This is a genomic window from Duganella paludis, assembly GCF_054461335.1.
The window spans coordinates 3,943,867-3,956,794 of record NZ_CM136922.1 but is presented as its reverse complement, the minus strand read 5'-3'; the positions used below and the strand labels follow the sequence as shown (position 1 = coordinate 3,956,794).

Genomic DNA, 12,928 nt, shown 5'->3' with positions numbered 1-12,928 from the left:
TTGAATCGCGGCGTCAGATCGGGCGGGTGTGGTCGCGGTCCACCGCGCGGCGCTGGGGTGCCAGCAGCAGCCAGGTCGTCAGCGGCCACAGGACCGATGCCACCACACTTTCGATAAAGTAGAACCAGCCGGGGAATTTACCGGACACGAAGAAGCGCACCACCAGCTGCACCGACTGCGCCATCAGCAGCAGCGGGAACACGTGCATGGCCTGGGTCCAGATCGGGAACCACAGCATCCGGCGGTGCATCATGATGGCGAAGTAGGACAGCAGCGTGTACGACAGCGCATTCTCGCCCAGCAGGGTGGAGTCATGCACGTCCATCAGCAGGCCGAGGAAGAAGGCGGTGCCGATGCCGACCTTGCGCGGCTGGTGCACGCCCCAGAACACCAGCACCAGCGCCACGCAATCAGGCACGCCAACGAAGTTCCCCCAAGGGAGCAGGTTCAGGAGAAACGCGCAGAACAGGCTGAAGGCGATGAACAGCGGGCTGACCGGCAGCAGGATGTAGTGCGGACGATTCATCGTGCCGGCTCCTTGGGTGGTGTGACGGCGGCCGGCGCCGGGCGCGGCGCCGCAGGCGCGGTCGCGGCAGGCGGTGTGACGGCTGGCGTAGTGGTCGCAGGCGCGGCGTTGGCGGCGGCAGCGTTGGCGCCGGTAGTGGCGGCAGCGCCGGTGGCGGCCGGCTTGGGCGCTGGTGGCGGCATCACGGGAATCAGGCCGGGGGCGCCGGCGGCAGGCGCGACGCCCGCCGCAGCCGTGCCGGCGGCAGCGGCGGCAGGTTGCCCTTCCGCGCCGTCCTTCGGCGCGTCCTTGATCGGCGCCATCTTGTTATTGTGCTTGCGCAGCGCACGCGGCTCCTCGTCGGCCGGACGCGCAGGCATCTCCGGCGTCGACATCAGGATCAGCAGCTGCGTATTGTTCATGATGCCGGCCAGCGGCTGGCAGATCACGCCGCCGAAGGAACCGCCGGCGCTGTTTTCCACCTGCGACACGCGCGCCACCGCCAGCCCCGCCGGATACACGCCGTCCAGGCCCGAGGTGACCACGATATCGCCGACCTGGATATCCGCATTGGGCGCCGTGAAGCGCAGTTCCAGGTTGCCCGACTTGCCGCGGCCATAAGCCACGCTGCGTAAGCCGTTGCGCAGCAGTTGCACCGGAATCGCCTGCTCCTTATCGGACAACAGCGTCACTTCGGAGGTGAACGGGAACACCCGCGTCACCTGGCCGACCACGCCCTGGTTGTCGATCACCGGCAAACCGAGCGTGACGTCGTGACGGGTGCCGCGATCGAGAATGATCTTGCGGCTGTTGACATCGCGGGCGTCATACAGCACGTCGGCCAGCATCGACTTCACCGGCAGGCGCTCGCGCGCATCGAGCAGGCGGCGCAGCTGGGCGTTCTCGGTGGCCTGGAGCTGCGCCTGCTGCAAAGCCTGCGAGCTGAGGATCTGCTGGCGGCGCAATTCGCGCACCTGCTTTTCCATGGACGACAAAGTGGAGAAATAATCGCCGACGCCGTAGATGGCGTCGCGCGGCATCAAGGCCGCCATTTGCAGGGGGTACAGCACGGTGCCCGCAGCGGTGCGCACCATCGCCAGCACCCGCATATGCGAATCGGCCAGCAGCAGCGCAATCGATATGCACGCGAACACCATCATCTTGACCCGGGCCGAGGCGCCTTGCTTGAAGAGTGGCGGAGGACTGTATTCCATGACTTCCAATAAGCATCGGGGCCGCTGTGTGGCGGCCCCGTTTAGTCAGATCATTCGTAGGAGAAGATCGAACCCAGTTGGTCCATCCGCTCCAGCGCCATGCCGGAGCCGCGCACCACGCAGGTCAGCGGATCTTCCGCCACCAGCACCGGCAAGCCGGTTTCTTCCATCAGGAGGCGATCCAGATCGCGCAGCAGCGCGCCGCCGCCGGTCAGCATCATACCTTTTTCGGCGATGTCCGCGCCCAATTCCGGCGGGGTTTGTTCCAGCGCGTTCTTCACGGCGGAGACGATGTTGTTCAGCGGGTCGGTCAGCGCTTCCAGGATCTCGTTGGACGAAATCGTGAACGAGCGTGGAATACCTTCGGACAGGTTGCGGCCCTTGACTTCCATTTCCTTGACTTCGGAGCCAGGGAAAGCCGAACCGATGGCCTTCTTGATCGCCTCGGCGGTCTGTTCGCCGATCAGCATGCCGTAGTTGCGGCGGATGTAGTTGACAATGGCTTCATCGAACTTGTCGCCGCCCACGCGCACCGAACCTTTGTACACCATGCCGCCCAGCGAGATGATGCCCACCTCAGTGGTGCCGCCGCCGATGTCGACCACCATCGAACCGGTCGCATCCGACACCGGCAGGCCGGCGCCGATGGCCGCTGCCATTGGTTCTTCGATCAGGTACACCTGCGAGGCGCCGGCGCCGAGCGCCGATTCGCGGATCGCGCGGCGCTCAACCTGGGTCGAGCCGCACGGTACGCAAATGATGATGCGTGGCGAAGGGCGGAAGAATTTGGAGTCGTGCACCATGCGGATGAACTGCTTCAGCATCTGTTCGGTGACGGTGAAGTCGGCGATCACGCCGTCTTTCATCGGGCGGATCGCCTCGATATTGCCAGGTACTTTACCCAGCATCTGCTTTGCTTCCTTACCCACTGCCTGGATGGTCTTCTTACCATTCGGGCCGCCTTCCTGGCGGATTGCTACGACCGATGGTTCATCCAGTACGATGCCCTGGCCGCGAACGTAGATCAGGGTGTTGGCCGTGCCCAAGTCAATGGCCAGGTCAGAGGAAATATAACGACGTAAAAAACCAAACATGTGTGTCCTGTGGCGCCACCAGCGTGCGCGTAATCCGTTAGAGAGAAATCCGTGTCCTGTAAAATGCGGCGGCAGCAATGATTCAGCGCCGACAACGCATCAACCCGCCATTCTACCTTATAATTTGACTGTGATTTATCGAAAATCCACGCAAAAGTGTGGGGCCTGAGACCGCGATTTAGGCGGCATTCCTTGATGTTTGAGGGCGAATAGGCAGAAATTCAAGTTTTTTATCAATATTACAATTAACCTCCCCGCCATGTCCCTGACCTTATCCGACGTAACCCGCATTGCCAAACTGGCCCAACTTGAGATGAGCGAGCAGCAGAGCGCTACCGCTTTGGAGCAATTGAATGGCATTTTCGCGCTGGCCGGGCAGATGCAGGCGGTTGATACCGACGGCGTCGCCCCGCTGAGCCACCCGCTGGCCGCGCACATGAACAACATCGCCCTGCGCCTGCGCGAAGACGTGGCCAGCGAACCGAATCGCCGCGACGACTATCAAACGGTAGCGCCCAAGACCCAGGACGGCCTGTACCTGGTGCCGAAGGTGATCGAGTAACAGCCCCGTCGCTCCCGCGCAAGCGGGAGCCCATGCTGAGCCGATCGGGCCAGCGTCCTATGGGTCCCCGCCTGCGCGGGGACGACGTAACGAATAATTGAAACGCCATGCACACCAAAACCATTAAAGAGCTGTCCGCCCTCCTGCAAAGCAAAGCGATTACCGCCACCGAACTGGCCACGCAATACCTCGACCGCATCGAGAAAAGCGACCTGAACGCCTTCCTGCACGTGGACCGCGCGCTGACCCTGGCGCAGGCCGCCGAGGCCGACGCCCGCATCGCCGCCGGCACCGCCACGCCGCTGACCGGCGTGCCGATCGCCCACAAGGACATCTTCGTCACCAAGGGCTGGCGCTCGACCGCCGGCTCGAAAATGCTGGCCAACTACGTCAGCCCATTCGACGCCACCGTGGTCGAGAAGTTCCAGAAGGCCGGCATGGTCACGCTGGGCAAACTGAACTGCGACGAATTCGCCATGGGCTCGGCCAACGAGAACTCGGCCTTCGGCGCGGTGAAAAACCCGTGGGATAAAACCGCCGTGCCGGGCGGCTCGTCGGGCGGCTCGGCCGCCGCAGTGGCCGCGCGCCTGGCGCCGGCCGTCACCGGCACCGACACCGGCGGCTCGATCCGCCAGCCGGCCGCCTTCTGCGGCATCACCGGCATCAAGCCAACCTACGGCCGCGTATCGCGCTACGGCATGATCGCCTTCGCCTCGTCGCTGGACCAGGGCGGCCCGATGGCGCAAACCGCCGAAGACTGCGCCCTGCTGCTGAACGCCATGGCCGGCTTCGACGAACGCGACTCGACCTCGCTGACGCCGGAACTGGGCGGCGTGGACGAAGACTACACCCGCGAGCTGGGCCAGCCGCTGACCGGCCTGCGCATCGGCGTGCCGAAGGAATACTTCGGCGAAGGCTTGTCGAAAGACGTGGAAGACGCCGTGCGCGCCGCGCTGGCCAAGTACGTGGAACTGGGCGCGACCCTGGTCGACATCTCGCTGCCGAATACCGCGCTGTCGATCCCGGCCTACTACATGATCGCCCCGGCGGAAGCCTCGTCCAACCTGTCGCGCTTCGACGGCGTGCGCTTCGGCCACCGCGCCGACGGCTACAAGGACCTGCAAGACATGTACCGCAAGACCCGCGCCGAAGGCTTCGGCGCCGAAGTCAAGCGCCGCATCATGGTCGGCACCTATGTGCTGTGCCACGGCTACTACGACGCCTACTACCTCAAGGCGCAGAAGATCCGCCGCCTGATCGCGCAGGATTTCGAAAAAGTGCTGAACGGCCCGGACGCCGTCTGCGACGTCATCATGGGACCGGTGGCACCAACCGTGGCCTGGGACCTGGGCGACAAGTCGGACGATCCAGTGGCCGCCTACCTGGCCGACATCTACACCCTGTCGACCAGCCTCGCCGGTTTGCCCGGCATGTCGATCCCGGTGGGTTTCGGCGCCAAGAATCGCCCCGTGGGCCTGCAGATCATCGGCAAGCACTTCGGTGAAGCCAAGCTGCTGAACGTCGCCCACGCTTATCAGCAAGCGACCGACTGGCACACCCGCGCTCCGGCCGGCATCTAACAGAACAACCGCCGTCATTCCCGCGCAAGCGGGAATCCATGCTGAGTATGGGTTCCCGCCTACGCGGGAACGACGGGTCACTAAGCGAGAATCATATGGAATGGGAAGTCGTCATCGGTATTGAGAACCACGTGCAGCTCACTACCGCATCAAAAATCTTCAGCGGCTCGCCGACCACCTTCGGCGCCGAAGCCAACACCCAAGCCAGCCCGGTCGACCTGGCGCTGCCTGGCGTGCTGCCGGTCATGAACAAGCAGGCGGTGGATCGCGCGATCCGCTTCGGCCTGGCCGTGGGCGCGAAGATCGCGCCGGCCTCGATCTTCGCCCGCAAAAACTACTTCTATCCAGACCTGCCGAAAGGCTATCAGATCAGCCAATTCGAAGACCCCGTGGTCATCGGCGGCGCGGTCACTTTCGGCTACGAGAAGGACGGCGAATTCGTCACCAAAACCGTCAACCTGACGCGCGCCCACCTGGAAGAAGACGCCGGCAAATCGCTGCATGAAGACTATGCTGGCATGTCGGGCATCGACCTGAATCGCGCCGGCACGCCGCTGCTGGAAATCGTCTCCGAGCCGGAACTGCGCAGCGCCGCCGAAGCGGTGGCCTACTGCAAGGCCCTGCACTCGCTGGTGATGTGGCTGGGCGTCTGCGACGGCAATATGCAGGAAGGCTCGTTCCGCTGCGACATCAACGTCTCCGTGCGTCCGAAAGGCCAGACCGAATTCGGCACCCGCTGCGAAATCAAGAACCTGAACTCCTTCCGCTTCATCGAGGAAGCCGTGCACGTGGAAGTACGCCGCCAGATCGAACTGATCGAAGACGGCGGCAAGGTAGTGCAAGCGACCCGCCTGTACGATCCGGACCGCAAGGAAACGCGCGAAATGCGCAGCAAGGAAGACGCGCAGGACTACCGCTACTTCCCGGACCCGGACCTGCCGCCGCTGATGATCTCCAACGCCTGGATCGACCAGGTGAAAGCGGCCATGCCGGAACTGCCGGCCGCCATGCGCGCGCGCTTCGTCAGCGAATACGCCCTGCCGGAATATGACTCGCTGGTGCTGACCGCATCGAAAGCCATGGCCAACTACTTCGTGTCCGTGGTGGATGCCGCCGGCAAGGAAAACGCCAAGGCCGCCGCCAACTGGCTGATGGGCGACGTCTCGTCGACCCTGAACCGCGAAGGCGTGGACATCGCCGACGCGCCGGTCAAGCCTGCGCAACTGGCGCTGATGCTGAAGCGTATCGCCGACGGCACCATCAACAACAAGACCGCCAAGGAACTGTTCGGCGACATGTGGGCCGCCAAGTCGGATGACGACAATCTGGTCGACGCGCTGATCGAATCGAAAGGCCTGAAACAGATCTCCGACACCGGCGCGCTGGAAGCCATCGTCAACGAGGTCATTGCCAACAACGAGAAATCGGTGGAGCAGTACCGCGCCGGCAAGGAAGCGGCCATCAATGCGCTGATCGGCCAGGCCATGAAAGCCTCGCGCGGCAAAGCCAACCCGGCGCAGCTGACCGAGCTGCTGAAAGCCAAGCTAGCCGGCTAATCACCGCCGTCTTGAAAAACGCCTCGCCGGCTTATGCCTGCGAGGCGTTTTTTTCGGCCACGCGGCGGCCGGATCGCGGCTCAGCTCCGCGCGAAAGTCGGACCACAGCAGCGACAGCGGCCGGCCATACGCCGCCTGCACCGACGCGCCGAGCGCCTTGCCTGCAGCGACGTCCTTGATCATGCGTTCGAAGGCGGCGCCATCGCGCTGCTTCATGTAATCCACCATCATGGACGTCTGGCGGTAGTACATCGGCCAGGACAGCTGATACTCAGCGGCGCGCTTGGGGAACCACAGCGAGCCTTCGTCCTCCGCCTCGAAGTGCAGGCCGTGCACCAGCGCGAACACCGCCTGATCGCGCGAAATCTTCTCGGCACCGCCGCCGTTCGACACGGCGGTCGGCAGCCCTTCCATGAACCAGTTTGGCAAGCGCGCCACTGCCAGGTTGCCGGCCTGCTGCTGCAAATGCAGGTGCGACAATTCGTGCGCGAGGATGGATCCGCGCAGCGCCTCAGGCCCTTGCGCGACACGCGGCGACAGGTGCACCGTACCCATGCCGGTGGCGCCGTAAGCCTGGGGCGACACCGCCGAATGCAGGGCGAAGCTCTCGCGCGAGCGATACACCTGTATCCGCACCAACTGCGGGAACGGCCCGTAATGCGCGCGCTCCACCACGACCATCGCGGCTGCGACAAACTGCGCCATCGCCCGCGCGTACTCCTCCGCGCCCGGCTCGCACCAGATGCGCGGGTCGGCCGCACACTGCGTGAAGTCCCTGGTCGACTGCGCCCAGGCCAGCACGATGCGTCCTGTCTGTCCTGCTGCCAGAAATCCGCTCAGCGCAATGACCACACCGGCCACGCCAAACGCTATCAATCGTTTACTCACACACTGTTCCCTTTCTGCGCCTTATCATATGGTTAATTTTAACCGCCTCGAAAAGGATGACGATGGAGTTGCAATTCAACGCCGACCCGGCCCTGTTGCCACACGCAGTCGCAGGCGGCGTGCGCTTTATTTTCGATGCCGCGCCAGACACGCACAGTGTCGCACTGGCCGGCACCTTCAACTGCTGGGCGGGCGACGTCTGCATGCTCGAACGCATGTCATCCACACGCTGGCAAACCACGCTGCCAGTACCGGCCGGACGGCATCTCTACAAGTTCGTCATCGACGACAGGGACTGGATACCCGATCCCGCCAATCCCTGGATTTCGGAAGACGGCCAAAACAACTCCTGCCTGACGGTCGATGAAACCGGCGCAGTACTGATGCGCCAACAAAGCCTGAGCGCCGCCGCTCCCGGCCCGCTGCACGCCCGCTCCGCGCTGGCCAGCCCGGACTGGCTGCGCGACGGCGTGATCTACCAGCTGTCGGTGCCCGCCTTCGGCGGCGACTTCGACGGCATCCGCGCCAAACTCTCCTACCTCAGCGAACTGGGTGCGGACGTGCTGTGGATCATGCCCTTCCATCCTGTCGGCATCGAAGGACGGCGCGGCACGCTGGGCGATCCTTACGCCGTGCGCGACTTCGACGCCATCGATCCCGCACTGGGCGACGCCGCCGCGCTGCGCACGCTGGTGGACGCGGCGCACGCGCGCGGCATGCGCGTCATCATGGATTGGACGCTGAACCGCAGCAGCGCCGACCATCCCTTCACGCGCACGCATCCGCACTGGTACACACAACGTGCCGATGGCAGCATCTACTACGCCGTTCCCAACCGCGACTACTTTGCCGGCTTCGACTTCGGCGATCGCGATCTGCGGCGCTACCTGATCGCCAGCATGCGCGAGTGGATCACACGCTTCGACTTCGACGGCCTGCGCTTCGACGATTCCGACATCACGCCCCGCGATTTCCTCGACGAGATCCGCGCCGACCTGGCCACGCTGCGTCCCGACATCGCCCTCATCTCGCAGTCCTACGACGAGTTCCACCACCTGGCCGCCTGCGACCTCACCTACGAAGGCGGCACGCGCGAAATGCTTCATCGCTGCGTGAACGGAAAAGCGGACAACGCAGCCTTCGCCCGCTACTGGAACGAGTCCACCTACAGCTTCCCGCGCGGCGCGCTGCGAATGCGCTGGCTGGAAGACAAGGAGCAGGGACGCATCTCCACCTTCCTCGGCCAGGCCGTCCACCGCGCAGCGGCCGCCGTGCTGTTGGCCATGGACGGCGTGCCGCACATCCTGATGGGGCAGGAATTCGGCGAACCGACATGGACCGGCTGGCCGGTGCTGTTCGAGCCGTATCACCTAGAATGGAACAGCTTCGACGCCGACCTGTACGCGCACTATCAGTCCCTGATCGCCCTGCGCCGTCGTCACCCAGCCTTGCGCACCGGCGCCACCACGTTCCTGGACGGCCTGCCGCCCGGCGCCATCGGCTTCACCCGCAGCGACGCCAGCGAACACCTCGTGGTGCTGGCCAACCTGTCGCCAGCCACGCTGACGCTGCCCGCCGAACTGGCGCAGATCGAGCCGCTCCACGCCTCCGGCTGGCACGCCGAAGACGTCACAATGGCGCCGCACAGCTGGATCATAGGCCGGCAAAAATTAGGATCAAATTAAAGTATACACTTTTGTCTAGATAGAATATTCTACGTCTACCGCATTCACGGAGACGTCCATGAGTATTCCAAAACCGACCGCCGCAGAACTCGAACTTCTGCAAGCCCTGTGGCCTCTTGGCCCGGCCACCGCCAAGCAGGTGCACGAGGCCATGCTGTCCGATAAACCGGAGCTGGCCTACGGCACCGTGCTGCGCCTGATGCAGATCATGCACACCAAGGGCATCCTGCTGCGCGACGAAAGCCAGCGCTCGCACATCTACGCGCCGGCGGAGGCGCAAGCCACGCTGCAATCGAGCCTGCTCAAGGACTTGATGCAGAAAGCCTTCGCCGGCTCGGCCAAGGCGCTGGTGCTGGCCGCGCTACGCAGCGGCATCTCCAAAAAAGAGCGCGAGGAAATCGAAAAGCTGCTCAAGGAAGACAAGGATGGCAAGAAATGAGCGCCTTCGTCTTCGCCCTCGGCATGACCTTGATGCACTTCCTGTGGCAAGGCCTGCTGCTCGGTTGCGCCACCGCCGCCGCCCTCACCCTGCTGCGTAACAGCCGCGCCGAGTACCGCTACCTGGTCGCCTGCAGCGCCATGCTGGCCTGCCTGTGCTGGCCGGCGCTGGAACTGTGGCAGCGCCTCGCCAGCGATGCTTCGGCCGCCGGCGCCAGCTTCAACGGCCTGCCTTGGGCGCCGTCCAGCTTCGATGAAGAAGACGGCTGGTTCAACCTGCGCGATTCGCTGCGCGGCATCGTCGGCCTGTGGGCGCTGTGCGCCGCCGCGCTGGCGCTGCGCATGGTGGCCGGCCTGCTGTGGATAGACCGCTTCAGCCGCGAGCACAGTACCTGCGAGCGCCACGACCAGCTGCGCTGGCAGGCGGACCTGGGGAGCGACCTGACCCGACTGGCGCAACGCTTCGGCATCACCCGTGAAGTGCGCCTGCGCGTGGTCGACACGCTCAAGAGTCCCATCACCGCCGGCTGGTGGCGTCCCGTGGTGCTGGTACCGGCCTCGCTGGTGGGCGGCATGCCGCCGCAGCTGCTGGAAGCCTTGCTGGCGCACGAAATGGCGCACATCAAGCGCCACGATTACCTGATTAACCTGCTGCAGAACGTGATCGAAACGCTGCTGTTCTACCACCCTGCCGTCTGGTGGATCTCGAACCGCATCCGTATCGAGCGCGAACTGATTGCAGACGATGTCGCAGCAAGACAGCTCGGCGAACCGCGGCGCCTGGCCCTTGCACTATCCGAACTGGAAAGACTCCAGTTCTCCAATCACCAACTGGTCCAAGCGGCCAACGGAGGAAACCTGATGATGCGTATTCAACACCTGCTGCGCCCTGCCCCGCAGGCCATGAACTGGAAGGCCGCAGTCGCCATGCTGGGCATGGCGCTGGCCTGCCTGTCGATCTACACCGAAGCCACGGCCGCCGACAAAAGCGCGTCCGGCAAGAGGCCGGCGGTAGCTGACTTCACCAGCTGCGCCAAGCCTCATTACCCGGAGGCGGCGATCAAGGAATCGCGCACCGGCACGGTCCATCTGGGTTTCCTGGTCTCCGCCAGCGGCAAGGTAAAGAACTCGAAGGTGGAGAAAACCAGCGGCCACGCCGACCTGGACGAAGCCTCGCGCACCGCCATCGAGAAGTGCACCTTCAAGCCGGCGACCAAGGCCGGCAAGGCAGTCGAATCCTGGACCCAAATGCAGTACGCCTGGATCCTGGAATAAAGTCCCGCCCTACTCCAGCAGCGCCGCTATCGCCAGCGGCGTGCTGCTGGTGACGATCTGTCCCGCTTCCGGCAGCGCCGCGAAGCGATAGGCGAACACCCGAAAGCCCTGCACCACATCGCCCTCGAACGCCGGCCCTTCTTTCGCCGCCAGCGCGCTCACGGCGCCGCCTGCGGCCTGGAACTGCAGCTGCGCCGCATCGTTCTTCAGATAGCTAAATTGCACGCCCACGCAGCGCTTGCCACTGGCCTCGCCGCCGTGGCGTAGATAGGCCAATAGCTGCTCGCAGGCGGCGCGCAAGTCCGCCGCCGCATACACGCCGTCCGGCCGCGTGACGATCGAGACCCAGGGGCCCGCCTTGAACTGGCCGGCCTTGCGGTTGATGACCAGCTCCGCGTTGTCGTCATACGCGGCCTTGGAAAACGGCAGCACCGCGCGGCCCAGCGCATCGAGCGCCAAGGACACTTGCGCGGTCCTGCTGTTCAGCGCCAGCCGCAGCCCGTCCATCGACACGCTCTTGTCGCGCGGCCGCAGGCGGAAGTGATTTTGCAAAAACTGTTTCGGCTTGCCGTATTTTTCAAACCAGATCATCTGGCGATAGGCGTCGCGATAGGCGATCCAGTCCGTCTCCTCCTGAGCGTCGGCGCAGGCCGGGAGCAAGGCTAAACTGAGCAGGAACGCAGCGCGCAGCATGTCAGAACCGGTACGCCAGGCCGCTGGAGATGGTGAAGAAATTGCGGCGCTCCACGACGGGGCTGGCCGCCGCCTCGCCGCCGAGACGCGTCGCCGATGCGGAACTGGACAGCAGCCACTTGCTGCTCAAGGCGTAATTCCAATGCAGGCCAACACCGGCCGAAGCCAGCCCGCCGGAAGGCGTGTAATCGCGCGCGCCGCCTGCGGCACGCGACACCTCGTAGCGCTCGCGCATCACCGCATCGTCGGCCAGCGACACGCCGGCCGACACCGACAACGTATGATGCGGCGCCAGGTCATTCCAGCTTTTCTGCACACCGAACTCGCCGCGCCAGCCGCGCGCGCTGCGGTCGTACATGATGCTGGAACCGAGCCGCGTGTTGTAACCGAGGTAGTAGTCGAAGTAGCCGCCCGCGTCCACCGAGCCATCAATTGCGTGCGAGCCGCGCAGGCGCCGGCTTTCGTTGGGATCGCGGGAATTGCTGGCCGCCAGCAGCGGCCCATAAGCCACCGGGCCTCCGTTCGACAGGTGCATGCCGACCACGCCGTTGGCCGACACAAAGATCCCGTTGCTCCACTCCACTTGCAACAAAGGCCGCAGCGATAGCCGGTGCGGTTCTCCCGCCTCGGCCGCACTGCGGCTGGTCAAGGCCATCCCCACATACATGTCGCGGCTACCGTCCGGCATCATCGCAATGTCGTTGTCTTCGGCGAGAGCCAATCCGCACAGCGGCAGCAGCAAGAGTGGGAATAGCTTGTTCATGTGTTCCTTAAAAACCGACGCGGACGCCGAGCGAGAATTTATCCATCGAGGCGTTCAGCCCGTCCAGCTTTAGTTTGTGCGTGTGTTCCAACTCGACCTGCAGCGATACGTTCTGATTGATCGCATAGGCCGCGCCGAGGCCAAGATACGCGCCGTTCTTTTTCACCGTCTCTTCCTGCGGCGCGTCCTTGCCGGAGACGCCAGCCTTCAAGCGCCCCTGCGCCACACCCAGCTTGCCGTACAGCGCCCAGTCCTCGCTCAGCCGCCAGGTATTGCGCACCGCCAGATAGCTCACGCTGGTGCGCACCTCCATCTGGTAGCCGCGATCGAGATCGAACTTCTGCGTGTTGCTGATGCCGCGATAACCCACCTCCAACGCCCACGACGGCGACAGCACATAGCCCACGAAGACGCCCGCCGCGACGCCGCTGCGTTTGGCCTCGCTGTCATGCTCCACGCCGCCGCTGCCGGTATAGCGGATGTGGCCTTTGTCGGCGGAGCTGAAGCCGGCGCCGATGTAGAGATCTTCAGCATGCGCCAGCGGGCTTGCGGCAAGGGCGATCAGGGTGCTGCACAAGAATTTGTTCATGTCGGATATCCGGTTGAAGTAGGAGCCTCCATGTTAGGGATGCGCCCGGCCGCAATCCGCCGCGAACTGTCGTTGAATTGTCCTCA

The 12,928-nt window shown here is 64.2% G+C and carries 13 protein-coding genes; 6 read left to right on the top strand and 7 right to left on the bottom strand.

Translation table 11 applies throughout. The features are described from left to right. Positions 1–13: 13 nt before the first annotated feature. Genes mreD through ACXZ1M_RS17475 form a run of 3 tightly spaced genes read right to left on the bottom strand, consistent with a single transcriptional unit; the run spans position 14 to position 2,813 of the window. On the bottom strand, positions 14–526 hold the full coding sequence (gene mreD / locus ACXZ1M_RS17485) for a rod shape-determining protein MreD (RefSeq protein WP_373990483.1): 513 nt from the start codon (positions 524–526) through the stop codon (positions 14–16). Further along, positions 523–1,719: a rod shape-determining protein MreC gene (mreC, locus tag ACXZ1M_RS17480; RefSeq protein ID WP_459048920.1), complete on the bottom strand. Its 1,197-nt coding sequence runs from the start codon at positions 1,717–1,719 to the stop codon at positions 523–525. Before mreC ends, mreD begins: the two co-directional genes overlap by 4 nt. A gap of 50 nt (positions 1,720–1,769) precedes the next feature. Further along, positions 1,770–2,813: a rod shape-determining protein gene (locus ACXZ1M_RS17475; RefSeq protein ID WP_072789105.1), complete on the bottom strand. Its 1,044-nt coding sequence runs from the start codon at positions 2,811–2,813 to the stop codon at positions 1,770–1,772. Between the two features lie 259 nt (positions 2,814–3,072). Between ACXZ1M_RS17475 and gatC the strand changes: the two genes are divergently transcribed. The 3 genes from gatC (at position 3,073) to gatB (ending at position 6,511) form a co-directional block, all read left to right on the top strand. Beyond that, positions 3,073–3,375: an Asp-tRNA(Asn)/Glu-tRNA(Gln) amidotransferase subunit GatC gene (gene gatC, locus ACXZ1M_RS17470; RefSeq protein WP_459048919.1), complete on the top strand. Its 303-nt coding sequence runs from the start codon at positions 3,073–3,075 to the stop codon at positions 3,373–3,375. A gap of 107 nt (positions 3,376–3,482) precedes the next feature. Next, on the top strand, positions 3,483–4,955 hold the full coding sequence (gatA, locus tag ACXZ1M_RS17465) for an Asp-tRNA(Asn)/Glu-tRNA(Gln) amidotransferase subunit GatA (protein WP_459048918.1): 1,473 nt from the start codon (positions 3,483–3,485) through the stop codon (positions 4,953–4,955). A gap of 47 nt (positions 4,956–5,002) precedes the next feature. Beyond that, positions 5,003–6,511: an Asp-tRNA(Asn)/Glu-tRNA(Gln) amidotransferase subunit GatB gene (gatB, locus tag ACXZ1M_RS17460; RefSeq protein WP_459048917.1), complete on the top strand. Its 1,509-nt coding sequence runs from the start codon at positions 5,003–5,005 to the stop codon at positions 6,509–6,511. Here gatB and ACXZ1M_RS17455 read toward each other — a convergent pair whose 3' ends face one another. Continuing rightward, positions 6,512–7,399, bottom strand: a complete 888-nt coding sequence (locus ACXZ1M_RS17455; protein WP_459048916.1) for a hypothetical protein — start codon at positions 7,397–7,399, stop codon at positions 6,512–6,514. Positions 7,400–7,461: 62 nt separating this feature from the next. On the opposite strand from ACXZ1M_RS17455, the gene ACXZ1M_RS17450 reads away from it, so the two are divergent. From ACXZ1M_RS17450 to ACXZ1M_RS17440, 3 genes are read left to right on the top strand one after another with little or no spacing between them, the layout of a single operon-like run. Further along, positions 7,462–9,084 carry an alpha-amylase family glycosyl hydrolase gene (locus ACXZ1M_RS17450; RefSeq protein WP_459048915.1) on the top strand — a complete coding sequence of 541 codons (1,623 nt, stop codon included), beginning with the start codon at positions 7,462–7,464 and terminating at the stop codon, positions 9,082–9,084. A gap of 58 nt (positions 9,085–9,142) precedes the next feature. Beyond that, on the top strand, positions 9,143–9,523 hold the full coding sequence (locus ACXZ1M_RS17445; RefSeq protein WP_459048914.1) for a BlaI/MecI/CopY family transcriptional regulator: 381 nt from the start codon (positions 9,143–9,145) through the stop codon (positions 9,521–9,523). Then, positions 9,520–10,797 carry a TonB family protein gene (locus ACXZ1M_RS17440; RefSeq protein ID WP_459048913.1) on the top strand — a complete coding sequence of 426 codons (1,278 nt, stop codon included), beginning with the start codon at positions 9,520–9,522 and terminating at the stop codon, positions 10,795–10,797. Before ACXZ1M_RS17445 ends, ACXZ1M_RS17440 begins: the two co-directional genes overlap by 4 nt. A gap of 9 nt (positions 10,798–10,806) precedes the next feature. Here ACXZ1M_RS17440 and ACXZ1M_RS17435 read toward each other — a convergent pair whose 3' ends face one another. From ACXZ1M_RS17435 to ACXZ1M_RS17425, 3 genes are read right to left on the bottom strand one after another with little or no spacing between them, the layout of a single operon-like run. After that, positions 10,807–11,490 (bottom strand): hypothetical protein, encoded by a 684-nt coding sequence (locus ACXZ1M_RS17435; protein ID WP_459048912.1) that lies wholly within the window; start codon positions 11,488–11,490, stop codon positions 10,807–10,809. Between the two features lies 1 nt (position 11,491). After that, positions 11,492–12,253 carry a MipA/OmpV family protein gene (locus ACXZ1M_RS17430; protein ID WP_459048911.1) on the bottom strand — a complete coding sequence of 254 codons (762 nt, stop codon included), beginning with the start codon at positions 12,251–12,253 and terminating at the stop codon, positions 11,492–11,494. Positions 12,254–12,260: 7 nt separating this feature from the next. After that, positions 12,261–12,842, bottom strand: a complete 582-nt coding sequence (locus ACXZ1M_RS17425; RefSeq protein ID WP_459048910.1) for a porin family protein — start codon at positions 12,840–12,842, stop codon at positions 12,261–12,263. Positions 12,843–12,928: the final 86 nt, after the last annotated feature.

Bases quoted from the DNA above. Each gene is read 5' to 3' on its own strand.
- mreD (WP_373990483.1), bottom strand. From the start codon at position 526: ATGAATCGTCCGCACTACATCCTGCTGCCGGTCAGCCCGCTGTTCATC.
- mreC (WP_459048920.1), bottom strand. From the start codon at position 1,719: ATGGAATACAGTCCTCCGCCACTCTTCAAGCAAGGCGCCTCGGCCCGG.
- ACXZ1M_RS17475 (WP_072789105.1), bottom strand. From the start codon at position 2,813: ATGTTTGGTTTTTTACGTCGTTATATTTCCTCTGACCTGGCCATTGAC.
- gatC (WP_459048919.1), top strand. From the start codon at position 3,073: ATGTCCCTGACCTTATCCGACGTAACCCGCATTGCCAAACTGGCCCAA.
- gatA (WP_459048918.1), top strand. From the start codon at position 3,483: ATGCACACCAAAACCATTAAAGAGCTGTCCGCCCTCCTGCAAAGCAAA.
- gatB (WP_459048917.1), top strand. From the start codon at position 5,003: ATGGGTTCCCGCCTACGCGGGAACGACGGGTCACTAAGCGAGAATCAT.
- ACXZ1M_RS17450 (WP_459048915.1), top strand. From the start codon at position 7,462: ATGGAGTTGCAATTCAACGCCGACCCGGCCCTGTTGCCACACGCAGTC.
- ACXZ1M_RS17445 (WP_459048914.1), top strand. From the start codon at position 9,143: ATGAGTATTCCAAAACCGACCGCCGCAGAACTCGAACTTCTGCAAGCC.
- ACXZ1M_RS17440 (WP_459048913.1), top strand. From the start codon at position 9,520: ATGAGCGCCTTCGTCTTCGCCCTCGGCATGACCTTGATGCACTTCCTG.
- ACXZ1M_RS17435 (WP_459048912.1), bottom strand. From the start codon at position 11,490: ATGCTGCGCGCTGCGTTCCTGCTCAGTTTAGCCTTGCTCCCGGCCTGC.
- ACXZ1M_RS17430 (WP_459048911.1), bottom strand. From the start codon at position 12,253: ATGAACAAGCTATTCCCACTCTTGCTGCTGCCGCTGTGCGGATTGGCT.
- ACXZ1M_RS17425 (WP_459048910.1), bottom strand. From the start codon at position 12,842: ATGAACAAATTCTTGTGCAGCACCCTGATCGCCCTTGCCGCAAGCCCG.